This is a genomic window from Phycicoccus sp. Soil803, assembly GCF_001429685.1.
Lineage (GTDB): Bacteria > Actinomycetota > Actinomycetes > Actinomycetales > Dermatophilaceae > Pedococcus.
Genome location: NZ_LMST01000001.1, coordinates 3764890 through 3777559, shown reverse-complemented (window position 1 = coordinate 3777559; position 12670 = coordinate 3764890). Strand labels below are relative to the sequence as shown.

Below are 12670 nucleotides of genomic sequence, written 5' to 3'. Positions count from 1 at the left end.
ATGGCACCCAGGGTCTTCGGCGCCATCGACATCGGCGCCTCCGGTGGCCGGGTCATGGCCGGCGTCGTCGACCCGACGAGTGGCGGGACCCAACTACACACCCTGCATCGCTTTGCCAACGGAGCGGCGATGCAGGGTGGTCACCTCCGCTGGAACCTCACCGGACTCTTCTCTGAGGTGCTCACCGGCCTGACCGCACTGGCAGCCCAGTTCCCCCTGGTCGAGTCCATCGGCATCGACACCTGGGCCGTCGACTACGGCGTGCTCGACGCAGACGGACGCCTCCTCGCCGAACCCATCTCCTACCGCGACAGCCGCACCGACGGACTCCACGAGCGGGTCCACGACCGGATCAGCCAGGACCAGCTGTACGCGATCACCGGGCTGCAGTACCTGCCCTTCACCACGATCTATCAGCTCGAGGCCGAGCGGTCGTCCAAGCAGTGGGAGCAGGCAGCCCACGTCGTCCTGCTGCCCGACCTGCTCTCGTATTGGCTGACGGGCGAGCTTCGAAGCGAAGCGACCAACGCCTCCACCACGGGGCTGTTCGATGTCCGCACTGGAGAGTGGTCACCAGCGATCATGAGCGCCCTGGACGTGGCCCCCGCCCTGTTCCCGGAGATCCAGCAGCCCGGACAGCTCCGCGGCAGGATCCTGCCCGCGATCCGCGACGCCACCGGCCTGCTCAGCGGCACGGTCGTCACCACAGTCGGCTCGCACGACACCGCCTCCGCCGTCGCGGCAATCCCTGCGGTCGGACGCCGGTTCGGCTACGTCTCCAGCGGCACCTGGTCGCTGGCCGGGCTCGAGCTCGACAAGCCGATCCTGACGGCGGAGAGCCAGCAGGCGAACTTCACCAACGAAGGCGGTGTCGACGGGCGAATCCGCTACCTGCGCAACGTCGGCGGTCTCTGGCTCCTTCAAGAGTCCATGCGAACCTGGCGTGAAGGGGGCCTCAACCTCGACCTGCCCTCTCTGCTCACCGAAGCCGAGACCCTCCCGCGCGGTGGTCCCGTCATCGACGTGGACGACCCGGACTTCATCGCTCCCGGCAACATGCCCGAGCGGATCGCCACGGCGGCTGCTCGACGCGGGCCCAGGCCGACAGAGCCCGCCGCAACGGTGCGGTGCGTCCTGGACTCTCTCGCGACGGCATACGCACACACGCTCAAGCAGGCCGAAAGTCTCGCTGGCGAGGAGATCGAGATGATCCACATCGTCGGGGGTGGCAGCCAGAACGGCCTGCTGTGTCAGCTCACCGCCAACCTCGTCGGTGTGCCCGTGACCGGCGGCCCCGTCGAGGCCACAGCCCTCGGGAACATCCTCGTCCAGGCCAAGGCGTACGGCGCCGTCCCTGACTCCCTCGAGGCCATCCGCGCCGACCTGCGGGCCACCCAGGAAGTGCGTGTCCATGTCCCTACCTGAACCAGCAACGTGCCCCGACGACACCTCGAGTCCCCGGCCGCGGCGGACGCCACGTGCTCTAGGAGCGAGCCGCGAGGGCGCCAGGCCCGGCGAGCGCGGCACCTTCCCCCGGGGGATGGGAGCAGCCATGGTCTCGGTGAGCATCAAGGACGTCGCGGCCGCGGCAGGAGTGTCCGTCGGAACGGTGTCCAACGTCCTCAACCGGCCCGAGATCGTGCGCCCCGCAACTCGGGTGAAGGTGGGAATGACCATCACCAAACTCGGATTCGTCCCCAATGCGTCTGCGCGCCAGTTGGCTGCCGGACGCAGCCGCACGCTGGCCTATCTCGTCCTCGACGCCTCGAACCCCTTCTTCACCGACGTCACCCGGGGGATCGAGGAGGTTGCCAAGGCCGAGAACCTCTCGCTCTTCCTGTGCAACAGCGACCTCGACACCGACCGCGAGAACGGCTACCTCGAGCACCTCACCCAGCTGCGCGTACGAGGGCTCCTCATCACCGCGACCGACTACGCGAACCCACGGCTGACCCGGCTTCGCGAGCAGGGCGTGCCCGTCGTCCTTGTCGACCGAGCACCGCAGGGCACCCACGACTGGTGCTCAGTCGGTGTCGACGATATCGCCGGCGGCGACCTGGCCATGACCCACCTGCACGAGTTGGGCCACCGGAAGCTCGCCTTCATCGGCGGGCCCCTCGCGATCCCTCAGGTTGCCGACCGTTACGCCGGTGCCCTCGCGGCGCTATCCAGCGTGCGCCTTGGAGCTGACGACCTAGTCCTCTTGGAGACCGGCGGTATCACCGTCGCTGAGGGGCGTCGCGCGGGGGAACGTTTGCTCGGTCTTCCACGCCACCGCCGCCCGACTGCGGTGTTCTGTGCCAACGACTTGCTGGCGCTGGGACTTCTCCAGCACCTGGTTCAGCACGGCGTCTCTGTGCCCGACGACATCTCGATCGTCGGCTATGACGACATCGAGTACGCCGCAGCGGCTGCGGTTCCCCTCACCACTGTCGCCCAGCCTCGGCAGCTCCTGGGCCGCACGGCGGCGCGGCTGCTGATGGATGAGGCGGCCCACGGCTCTGAGCACCGCCACGAGCACGTCGTCTTCTGTCCCGAGCTCATCGCCCGGGCGTCCACCACACCAGCACGGAGGAGAGCCTGATGAAGCGCGTGTGCTTCCAGCTGCAGATCCGCCCCGAGGCGCTTGCCGACTACATCGAGCGGCATCGGGCCGTCGACACGCAGGTACTCGACGCGATCCACGAGTCGGGTCGGCGTAACTACTCTCTGTTCGTCCGACCTGACGGTCTGTTGATCGGGTACTACGAGGTCGACGACGACGCTACGGCGGCTGCAGCCCTCGCCAAGGATCCGCGAACCGCGAAATGGGAAGAGGAGTCCCGCGAGTACTTCGCCAACCTCACCGGTCGCGCTGACCAGAGCGCGCCCGGCCTCACCGAGGTATTCAACCTCGAGGACCAACTCTTGGCTGCTTCCCAGCAACGCCAACCGAACTACCGCAAGAACCCGCCGCCGCCCTGATCGTCTGCTCGAACCGCTTGGACGCGGACCGAAAACAGGGACAGCGCCATCAGCAACAGCTCGCGAAGGGCGGCGAGACCTATCCGTCACCCGCTGGCAAGGGCCGGTGGACGTCGAGTGTTTGTGGCGAATTCGCGGCGAAGTTCGCCGGCGAGCCGAGAAGTAGCAGGTCAGCGGGCGGCTTACGTTGGTCTGTAAATCCATCGCGAAAGCTTCGAAGGTTCGAATCCTTCACCTGCCACCCAGTGCACGAGAGGGCGCCTGACATGCGGAGACGTGGATCGGGCGCCCTCTGTCAGTACCTGGTAGGGGTATGTCACGCAGGAAGATTTACGGTCGAATCGCCAGGCCTCTGACCTGCGGAAACGCTGCGCCGATTTGGGCGCGCGGTGAATGCGCGGGGAAATGCAGATTCCGAAGGCGGTGACAGTCGGACTCCTGGGCCGCTGACCAGCGCGGATGCGTTGGGTGGAGGTATGCATTCGCGATGGAGTTTCGCACCGTGGCGATTCTCGGTAACCCGGGTCAGGGGGCTGAGCTGCGAGCCGGATCAGGGTGTTTTCCGTTGCCCCTGTCGGCGACGAGCGCGACGATGAGGCTCCGCGTAGACACCAGGGCCCAGACGCCTTCGAGGAGTAAGAAGCCCCACTGGTGGTCCCGAATCGCAATGACGCTCAAGACCACCGAGCCGGCCACATTGAGGGCGAGGTAGGTCAACCCTCTCGTATCGAGGCGGCCGGCTTGAATTGCTACGAAGGCGCTGAGAATGCACAGGGTGCCGACGACAGAGATGACTTGTTCCACGACGAACCTCCGGTCAAACGCCGTCGTCGCACCGGGTACGGCGTTCACTCTCGTCCGGAAGATCTCAGGATGGCCCAGATCTCGTCGTGAGATTAGCAGGGCGCCCCGGCTTCGAGACGTACGGTGAGGAACCGGCGTAAGGCGGGCGGATGTGACGGGCTGCTGCGAGATAAGTCGTCGACCCCTCTTGACGAACCTACTAGACACTCGTAAGTTCCGGGAGAGCCCCGGGCGAGCCGAGGACAAGAACCCTAGGACTACGATGTCAAATCAAGAGCCGCGGCGACTCAATGCCGCACATCTGTTGTTCTTCGTGATCGCGGCAGCAGCGCCCCTGGGCTTCTCGGTCGGTACGATCCCCTTGGCCTTGGGACGAGGGAGCACCGGCTACGCGTTGGCCGTGGTCGTCACCGCTGTCGTCCTCGGCATCTTCGCTGTCGGGTACGTCGCGATGTCGCGCCACATCAGTCGCAGAGGTGGACTCTACGAGTTCGTGACGGCAGGCCTTGGTCGAAGCATGGGAACCGGTGCCGCCTTCATGGCCGCCGTGACGTATGCGTGCGCGGCTACGGGTGCGGTCGGTGTCCTTGCCGTGCTCGCGGGCAACTTCGCTTTGGACACCTTTGGCCTGGACGCGCCGTGGTGGGTGTGGGCGCTCCTCGGAGCGGTGGTGATGGGAATCCTTGGGGTTCTCAATGTTGAGCTGAACGCTCGCCTTCTTGGTGTCGTGATCACGATCGAGGTCGCCATCCTGCTCATCGTTTGCACGTCAGTCCTCGTTCAAGGTGGCGCAGGCGGTCTGACGCTGGATCCTTTCAAACCGGCCGTGTTGTTTGACGGGAGCGTGGGAACCACATTCGCCCTGGCGATCGTCGCCTTCGCCGGGTTCGAGGCGACCGTGATCTACTCGTCCGAAACGCGAGATCGTGCTCGGACGATCCGCCGTGCCGCGATCGGCGCCTTGGTGCTGATGTCTGTTCTGTACGCCTACGTCAGCTGGGCGATCGTGGTGGCGTTGGGTAGTTCTGCGACTGTAGAGATGGCCAACGCCAACCCAGTCGGTGTCTTCTTCGCTGTGACGGACAGATACGTGGGCAGCGGGATGCGCCACTTCGTCGAGCTGATGGTCGTATTCAGCTGGTTCGCCTCAGTGTTGGCATTCCACAATGCAACCGCGCGCTACCTGGCCGCCATGGGCAATGACGGGTTGATTCCCCGTTGGTTCGCTGTGTTGAGCACGCGAACTCGCGCTCCGTGGCGCAGCAGCGTCGCCCATACAGCGCTCACCATCGGTGCCGTGCTAGTCACGATCGCTCTGGGCGCCGACCCGTTCCTTGATCTGTTCGTTCTCGGGAGCTCGCCGGCTTTGATCGGGATCCCGGCCCTCGAGATTGCGGCGAGTGTCGCGATCGTCGTCTTCTTCGCGAAAGATCGTCGCGGCCATGGTGTTTGGGAGGTTCTTGTGGCTCCGACCGTGGCGGCGACGTTGCTCGCGGTGTTCCTTTGGCAGATCGTGGATCAGCTGGATCTCTTCACTGGACGAGGTGGGCGCGTGAACGCCATCATCATTGGCTCGGTGGCTGGCGCATTTGTGCTTGGGCTCATACGCGGTGCGTACCTGGATCGGCGCGCGCCACGCGATCTCGCGACCGTAGTCACGCCTGTCGATGATCTAGTTTGAGAGAACCAGCGCGCCCCTCGTCGGGGTAGGGCGGACTGGGGTGGCTGCCGGCCGGTGGGTCCAAACGGCCGGCAGCCGTCCCTTGCCCAGGCTGGAATCGCAGTGCGCTGGCAAAACGGTGCTACCCGTTGGGAGACTTGGCTCGCGAGGCGAGCTGTTGCACGTGGGCGTCGGACCACGAACCGGGGGGGATCGTCTCCACCCAGATGACACGGGCCTCGTCCTCCGACTCGTTGCTCCACGAGAAGCGCGTCTGTGCGGGAACAAGAAGCGAGTCCTCCTCACGGACCTCGAGATGCTGGCCGGCGACGGTGAAGCTCATCAATCCCTTCAGCACAAACGCAAACGTGTCACCGACGCGCGAGTACTCGCCGCCGCTGCCTTCGCCTCCTGGAACTGTCACAAGTGAAGGAGCAAGTCCATGACCGGGAAAGGCGAGTTCCTCCCAGGTGACGTTTCCACGGCCGGTTGGCCGATCATCCCTGCGGATGACCAATTGCTCGGATGGGCCATAGGCGACCAATGCCGCCATTGGCATTTCATAGGCGTCCGCGATGCGTGAGAACAGTTCGGTGGATACGGTCGCCTGACCGCGTTCCACAGAGGAAAGCAACGCCGGCGAGACGCCGATGGCCGCAGCCGCCCGACGAAGGCTGAGGCCTCGACGATTTCGTGCCGCGCGGAGCATCCGGTTCTCCCGATCAGAGTCAGGCTGGGTGGCTCCGGGTGCTTCACCGAGAGCTGTTCGGATGGCGGCGGGGTTCCACCCGTGCTGACGCCGTAGTGCGGCGATCTGGGTCGCTCGTTGGACTTGGCTCGTCGAGTAGCGGCGTTGACCGCCAGCCGTCCGCTCCGAAGTGATCAGTCCCTGGGCCTCCCAGGTGCGCAACGTCTGGGGACTCACGCCAACTTGTGCGGCGAGTTCACCAACGCTCACAACGTCAAGCGCGCTGTTTTGGCTCATGCGCCTCAAACTAGCGCACCGATCCGCGCCTTCCGCTGCGACAGGAAGGAGGTCCAAGTCCCTAGACAAACCTACTAGAACAAAGTAGGTTTCGCGGAGATCCCACGGAGGGTGAACCACAAGTTGACGGCGATCCGCCCGAACGACAACGGAGACAAGACTGATGGCAAGCGACACGAAAGTCTGGACCCACGAACGAGGTACGCGTGCCGTGACAGTCCGGCGGCCCCTTTCGGTGGTAACGGCACTTCTGGCTGACCCGACCCGGTACTCGGAGTGGGCGATCGACTACTTCACGAGTCCGGTCGTGATGATCGACGAATCGACGTACCGCGTCTCGACGGTCCCGGGTGAGCGCCGATTCCGAGTCGACACCGATCTCGATCGCGGGACGTTTGACCTCTACCTCGCGCCGATCGATGGGCCCTACAGCTATCCGCTGCCGATCCGTGTCCTGGCTAATGGCGAAGGGGCAGACGTCGTCTTCACGGTTACTCGGGAACCCGAGCTCTCGGATGACGACTGGCGCTCGTCCCTGCTGTCCCTGGAGAACGAGTTGAACGCACTCAAGCGTCTGCTCGAGTCCTGACCCCTGTCTTCGTCGCATCTCACGTCACAAGGAGCATCAATGTCATACAGGCTAGGCATCGACGTCGGCGGGACGTTCACCGACTTCGTGGCCACCGGTGGGGGCCAACCGTTCAAGGGCAAGGTGCCGACCGTACGAGGCGATGAATCGGTCAGCGTCCTCCAGGCCGTCGACGCCGCAGCGGCGCACTACGGTCTGACCCGGTCGGCCCTGTTGGCGGACATGGAGCTCATCGTTCTCGGTACCACGGTCGTCACCAACACGATGCTCGAATACAACGGATGCAAGACGGGCCTCATCACGACCGAGGGATTCCGCGACGTCATCGAGCTCCGGCGGGGCTATCGAGAGAGCCTCTTCGATCTCAGTCTGCCTGCACCCCATCCAATCGTTCCGCGTCGCTTCCGTGTGGGCGTGCCTGAGCGAATCGATGAGGACGGGCTCATCGTCAAGGCTCTCGACGAGGACGCAGTTCGCCAGACTCTGAAGTACTTCGGCGAAGCCGGCATCGAGGCAATCGCGGTCATGCTTCTGTTCTCCTTCGTCAATCCCGAGCACGAACAACGGGTGAAGGAGATTGCGGCGGAGGAACTGCCGGGTGTCTTCGTGACCTTGTCGTCCGACGTGTTGCCGCAAATTCGAGAGTTTGAGCGGGTCAGCACGACTGTCGTCAACGCGTACACAAGCCCGCAGTTGAAGGAGTACCTCAACAAGCTCGAGGGCAGTCTTCGCGACGCAGGCCTGGCCGGGTCACTGCTGATCATGCAGTCAAACGGTGGCGTGATGGACGCCGCATATTCGGGTGACCACGGCGTCGATGCTGTGTTGTCCGGTCCGGCCGGAGGCGTCGTGGCGGCGACCCGCCTCGGCGAGCAGTCGGGCTACCGGAATGTGATCACGGCCGACATGGGCGGGACCAGCTACGACGTGTGTCTCATCCATGACGGACGCCCGGAGGTAGCGACCGACCAGTGGCTCAGCCGATACCGCATCGCCGTACCTCTGATCGATGTCCACACGATTGGGGCGGGCGGTGGGTCCGTGGCTTGGGTCGACAGCGCGGGAGCTCTTCGCGTCGGCCCGGAGAGCGCGGGAGCCTTCCCCGGACCTGCCTGCTACGGCCGTGGCGGAGAGCGCCCGACCATCACGGACGCCAATGTCGTGCTTGGTTACATCGAGCCCAGCTTCTTTGTGGGCGGAGCGATCGAACTCGACGTCGAAGCCGCTCGCAGAGCCATCGAAGAGCACGTCGCGAAGCCACTTGGCATGTCGATCGAGGAGGCAGCGGTGGGGATCAGCCGCATCGCAAACCACGCGATGTCCGACGCGCTCCGATTCGTGTCGGTGTCCCGCGGTCGCGACCCTCGCGACTACGCCCTCATGGCCTTTGGCGGCGGTGGTGCCATCAGCGCTGGCGTCCAGGCGCTCGATGTGGGTATCAAGACTGTGCTGGTGCCCAAGAATGCCTCCGTGCTCAGTGCACAGGGCGGGCTGATGGCCGACTTCAAGGTATCCAGGATTCGTACCGTTCTGCAGAACAGTGAGAAGGTCGAGCTGGACCTGCTCAGCGATGTCTTGGTCGGCATGCAGGATGAGGCCGAGGGTCTGCTTGACAACGCAGGGTCCACCTTGGGAGTGCAGGTGGACCGATTCCTCGACATTCGATATCCCGGTCAGGTCCAGGAAGTAGTCGTTCCGCTCAAGAGCCGAACTCGTCGGATCACCAAGGTGAATCTGTCGCGGGCCATCCGAGACTTCCACGATCTGCACCACCAGCTGTACAAGTTCTCCCGACCCGGCGAGCCGGTCGAGATCGTGTCGGCACGCCTGGAGCTCACGGGAGAGCGTGAACCCTTCATTGGCAAGGCGCTCCCGTTCGATGGGGAGAGCTCAGACGCGGCGCTCGTCGGATCGCGCACGGTCTACTTCGAGAGCATTGGCTTCAACGACACCCGGGTATACGACGGAAACAAGTTGAAGCCGGGCAACCTCATTCTCGGCCCTGCCGTCATCCACGAGCCCGACACCACGATCGTTGTTCTGCCCAACCAAGAAGCAGTCCTCGACCAGTTCGAGACCTATGTCATCGAGGTCGTGGAGTGACTGCTTCCGAGACCGGAGTGGTCGACCTAGAGATCCTTCGTCACAAGCTGCAAGCCGTCACCGTTGAGATGGCTTCGATGCTGTCGAGTGGCGCACTCGCGCCGAGCATCAATGAGGAGCGAGACTTCGCTGTCGGGATCGTCAGTCCGACCGGCGAAGTGGTGGCGCTCGACAACCCGCTGCGGTTGGGCGCCCTGGAAGAAACCGCCCGCGGTCTGACTCGGTACTTCAAGTTCGACATGCAAGACGGTGACGTGGCCCTAGTGAGCGATCCGCACCGCGGTCCCCGGACAGTGCACGACTGGACCGTGCTGATGCCGCTCATCATCAACAGCACGACCGTTCTTCACCTCATTGCCGTCGGGCATGTAAGAGACGTCGGCGGAATGCTTGGCGGCAGCTACTACCCGCCCGCCGAGGACGTGTGGGGGGAGGGGGTGCCCCTGTCACCCGTGAAGGTGCGCCGCTACGGCCGGCCCGTGCGTGACATCGTGCAGACCGTGCTGCTGAACAGCCGACTGGAGGACGAGGTCGCCCGTGACCTGGAGACGCTTGTGGCGAGTCTGCACCTCGGGCGCGACAGGTTGAACGACCTCGTCCAGAGGTACGGCCTCGAGCTCGTCAAGGCGGCTGCCGACTACACGCTGGACTACACGGAACGCCGAGTACGGTCGCTGGTCGCAAGTTGGCCGGACGGAACTGGTCAGGGCGAGGCTGTCCTGACACACAACGGTGTGGAGTCGATCCGGGGACTCGTCAAGGCGCGGTGCACGATCGACGGCGAAAGGTTGACGATCGATCTGTCGGACTCGGATCCGCAGGGGATTGGTTTCGTCAACAGCACAGCCGGCAACACCACAGGCCTTGCACTCGCGCCGTTGCTCTGTGTGTTGGGGCGAGACATCGCGGTCAACTCCGGGTTGACCCGCGTTGTTGACATCGTCCTGGCACCCGGCTCACTGGTCCATGCGGATCGCCCAGCTGCCGTTGGTTGGTCGCCTTATCACTGCGGTTCAGAGATCGTCGAAGCCGTCTCCGAAGCCTTCGCAGGCGCTCTGTCTGCAGTGGCGGTGAACCCCGGCGCTTCACGCCCACTGGTCGTCGTCGCGCCGGATGTCGATGTCATGCGACGGGTCGACCCGGGACAGTTCGCGATCGGTCGGGGTTGCGCGATCGATGGCGTCGATGGCTGGGGTGCCGCTGCAACGTTGGCCCGTGCATCATTCCCGTCGATTGAGGCGTGGAACTCGACAAGTGACCTGCCGATCCGTCGAATGGAGTTGGTTGAAGACAGTGCGGGGTCGGGCGAATGGCGCGGAGCGGCGGCGGTCGAGGTACTCATCGACATCCCGATCGACCGACCAATCACGTTGTTCGCGCCGCCCTCCAACTCGGGGGAGCGACGTGGAGCCGGCGGCTTTGTGCGCTTCTCGCAGGACGGGGTTGACATGCCGACCCCGGCCGTCGTCGTCAACGAACCGATGCGCTATCGGTCTTTGAGACTGGTGTCCGCTGGTGGTCCCGGTTACGGCGATCCACTTCTTCGCGACCCATCCGCCGTACAGGCGGACGTCCTGGACGGCCTCATCTCGCCGCGAGACGCAATCCGCACCTATGGACTCAACTCACCAGACCGCACTCCGTCTTCTTCGCAGAGACAAGGGACGGCCTCGACACCGAGGGGGACTCATGGCCGCTGATCCGGTGACCACGGAGATCATTCGCAACTACATGGAGACGGTTGCTGCAGAGGTCGTGCAGACCATGGTTCGCACGGCAGTTCAGCCGATCTTCAATGAGGCCCACGATTGCTCGGGAGGGCTCTTCTACTACAACAACGAAGAGGTCAGCCTGATCGCCCGAGCAGACGCGGTTCCCAACCAAGTCTTTCCGAGCCTTCAATCGGTGGAGGAATGTCTTCGGTTCTTCGCGGGTGATCTCAGCGAGGGCGACGTCATCATCGTCAGCGACCCGTACCACGGTGGAAGTCACATTCCTGACTACACGGTGGTCAAGCCCGTCTTCTTCGATGGTGAACCGCTGTTCTTCCCTGCGGTTCGTGGACACGTGCTCGACGCGGGCGGTCCTGTAGCCAGCTCCATGAACCCCCATGCGACCGAGATCTGGCAGGAGGGCTTTCGCTTCGCTCCACTCAAGCTCTACGAAAAGGGTCAGCTCCGGCGTGAGGTCTGGTCTCTCATGCTGTCCAACACCCGTATGCCGCAGATGATGGAGGGAGATTTCGGTGCCATGATCGGCGGCTGCACGGTGGGCGAGACTCGGCTGAGGGAGTTGGTCGAGAAGTATGGAGTCGAAACCGTCCGCGACTCGGTCGAGGGCCTCCTCGACTACACCGAGCGCCGCTTTCGCGACATCGTTCGGGAGTGGCCAGACGGTATCTACCACGGTGAAAGCTCCCTCGACACGGATTACCAAGGACACGAGAACATCACCGTCCGGGTGAAGGTCGAGATCGAGGGCGATCGGATTCGCGCGGACTTCTCGGGCAGCGATCCGCAGACGCCGAGTGTCATCAACAGCACGCGGGCGAATACCTTGTCCTACCTGTACAGCGGTCTGTCAGCGCTCGCGCCGGATCTGCCGATCAACTCGGGCGTGTATCGGTCGGTGGAGTCGGTGACGGTACCGGGCTCAGTCGTTCACTCTCTCCCGCCTGTGGGTGCAGGTCTTGCGACAACGGCTATCGGCGCAGACGTGGGCGAGGCCGTCATGGCCGCGTTCGAGCAGTTCGCCCCCAGGAGCGTGGGGACCACGGTGATTGACCTCGCAGATCTGTGGTCTGTCGGAAAGGACGGCCGCAGCGGCCAGGACGAAGACTTCATCCAGTTCGACTACCACGCATCGCCCTGCTCCGCCGGAGGCACCTACGGTGTGGATGGTTGGGGTGCATGGACGCCGATCTTCTCGGCCCTGCAAATCAACTCGATCGAGATGAGCGAGATTCAATACCCCTGCCTGTACTGGCAGGCCGAGTACACGACGGACACCGCGGCGCCAGGCCAGTGGCGGGGCAGCTCGGCGTACATGCTGCGTCGACAGCCCTACAGGGCCAGCGGGCCGACCTATCACACCGGAATCGTGCAGGCGACGATCAATCCGCTCAGGGGCTTCCAAGGTGGAAGTCCCGGGGTGGGCAACTACATGGTGTTCCGTGAAGGTTCTGACGACGAGCTGATGATCTCGAGCGCCGAGATGCAGATCGCCGTCCATGAGGGGCAGGTGGTCGTTGCCCAGAGCGGCGGTGGCGGTGGATGGGGCGACCCGCTCGATCGCGATGTTCAGATGGTGCTCTCCGATGTGCTGGACGGCTACGTGTCTGTCGCGGGAGCACGCCATGACTACGGCGTGGTCATCGACGAGGCACACATGGCGGTCGACGAGGAAACGACCGTCAGCCATCGAGCCGCCTTGAGCCTCGAGCGTGCTGATAAGCCATGGACGTCCCTCGGCCGGCTCGAAACCTTGCGCACTATCGGACTACTCCCCACGGACGGCGAGTAGCAGTGACGGGGTCAAACTCGGACATTGCCGATGGACGAGAGGT

General features: G+C 64.1%; 10 protein-coding genes. 8 read left to right on the top strand and 2 right to left on the bottom strand.

The features are described 5' to 3' along the window. The 3 genes from ASG95_RS17545 to ASG95_RS17535 all read left to right on the top strand — a co-directional run bounded on the left by ASG95_RS17545 (window position 1) and on the right by ASG95_RS17535 (window position 2964). Window positions 1-1425 (top strand): rhamnulokinase family protein, encoded by a 1425-nt coding sequence (locus ASG95_RS17545; protein WP_057378278.1) that lies wholly within the window; start codon window positions 1-3, stop codon window positions 1423-1425. A gap of 115 nt (window positions 1426-1540) precedes the next feature. Next, window positions 1541-2584 (top strand): LacI family DNA-binding transcriptional regulator, encoded by a 1044-nt coding sequence (locus ASG95_RS17540; RefSeq protein ID WP_057378277.1) that lies wholly within the window; start codon window positions 1541-1543, stop codon window positions 2582-2584. Continuing rightward, window positions 2584-2964: an L-rhamnose mutarotase gene (locus ASG95_RS17535; RefSeq protein ID WP_057378276.1), complete on the top strand. Its 381-nt coding sequence runs from the start codon at window positions 2584-2586 to the stop codon at window positions 2962-2964. Before ASG95_RS17540 ends, ASG95_RS17535 begins: the two co-directional genes overlap by 1 nt. A 525-nt stretch (window positions 2965-3489) precedes the next feature. Here the strand turns inward: ASG95_RS17535 and ASG95_RS17530 are convergent. Further along, a complete protein-coding gene (locus tag ASG95_RS17530; protein WP_057378976.1) occupies window positions 3490-3768 on the bottom strand; it encodes a hypothetical protein in 279 nt (92 codons plus the stop codon). A 262-nt stretch (window positions 3769-4030) separates the two neighbouring features. On the opposite strand from ASG95_RS17530, the gene ASG95_RS17525 reads away from it, so the two are divergent. Continuing rightward, window positions 4031-5449 (top strand): APC family permease, encoded by a 1419-nt coding sequence (locus tag ASG95_RS17525; protein WP_082592799.1) that lies wholly within the window; start codon window positions 4031-4033, stop codon window positions 5447-5449. 121 nt (window positions 5450-5570) lie between these two features. Here the strand turns inward: ASG95_RS17525 and ASG95_RS20990 are convergent, their stop codons facing one another. Further along, entirely contained in the window at window positions 5571-6413 is an 843-nt protein-coding gene (locus ASG95_RS20990) for a MerR family transcriptional regulator (RefSeq protein WP_082592797.1), read from the bottom strand. A 163-nt stretch (window positions 6414-6576) separates the two neighbouring features. Between ASG95_RS20990 and ASG95_RS17515 the strand changes: the two genes are divergently transcribed. The 4 genes from ASG95_RS17515 to ASG95_RS17500 are packed head-to-tail and all read left to right on the top strand — an operon-like array spanning window position 6577 to window position 12627. After that, window positions 6577-7002 (top strand): hypothetical protein, encoded by a 426-nt coding sequence (locus ASG95_RS17515; RefSeq protein WP_157582211.1) that lies wholly within the window; start codon window positions 6577-6579, stop codon window positions 7000-7002. A gap of 39 nt (window positions 7003-7041) precedes the next feature. Next, window positions 7042-9105 carry a hydantoinase/oxoprolinase family protein gene (locus ASG95_RS17510; protein ID WP_057378272.1) on the top strand — a complete coding sequence of 688 codons (2064 nt, stop codon included), beginning with the start codon at window positions 7042-7044 and terminating at the stop codon, window positions 9103-9105. Continuing rightward, the gene (locus ASG95_RS17505; RefSeq protein WP_057378271.1) at window positions 9102-10805 is read left to right on the top strand and encodes a hydantoinase B/oxoprolinase family protein; all 1704 of its coding nucleotides are present in this window, start codon (window positions 9102-9104) and stop codon (window positions 10803-10805) included. The genes ASG95_RS17510 and ASG95_RS17505 overlap by 4 nt, the downstream gene beginning before the upstream one ends. Then, window positions 10795-12627, top strand: a complete 1833-nt coding sequence (locus ASG95_RS17500; protein ID WP_057378270.1) for a hydantoinase B/oxoprolinase family protein — start codon at window positions 10795-10797, stop codon at window positions 12625-12627. The genes ASG95_RS17505 and ASG95_RS17500 overlap by 11 nt, the downstream gene beginning before the upstream one ends. The last annotated feature ends 43 nt before the right edge of the window (window positions 12628-12670 follow it).

What these genes read in the sequence shown, in the direction of transcription:
- ASG95_RS17545 (WP_057378278.1), top strand. Translation starts at nt 1, where the DNA reads ATGGCACCCAGGGTCTTCGGCGCCATCGACATCGGCGCCTCCGGTGGC.
- ASG95_RS17540 (WP_057378277.1), top strand. Translation starts at nt 1,541, where the DNA reads ATGGGAGCAGCCATGGTCTCGGTGAGCATCAAGGACGTCGCGGCCGCG.
- ASG95_RS17515 (WP_157582211.1), top strand. Translation starts at nt 6,577, where the DNA reads ATGGCAAGCGACACGAAAGTCTGGACCCACGAACGAGGTACGCGTGCC.
- ASG95_RS17525 (WP_082592799.1), top strand. Translation starts at nt 4,031, where the DNA reads ATGTCAAATCAAGAGCCGCGGCGACTCAATGCCGCACATCTGTTGTTC.
- ASG95_RS20990 (WP_082592797.1), bottom strand. Translation starts at nt 6,413, where the DNA reads ATGAGCCAAAACAGCGCGCTTGACGTTGTGAGCGTTGGTGAACTCGCC.
- ASG95_RS17500 (WP_057378270.1), top strand. Translation starts at nt 10,795, where the DNA reads ATGGCCGCTGATCCGGTGACCACGGAGATCATTCGCAACTACATGGAG.
- ASG95_RS17535 (WP_057378276.1), top strand. Translation starts at nt 2,584, where the DNA reads ATGAAGCGCGTGTGCTTCCAGCTGCAGATCCGCCCCGAGGCGCTTGCC.
- ASG95_RS17510 (WP_057378272.1), top strand. Translation starts at nt 7,042, where the DNA reads ATGTCATACAGGCTAGGCATCGACGTCGGCGGGACGTTCACCGACTTC.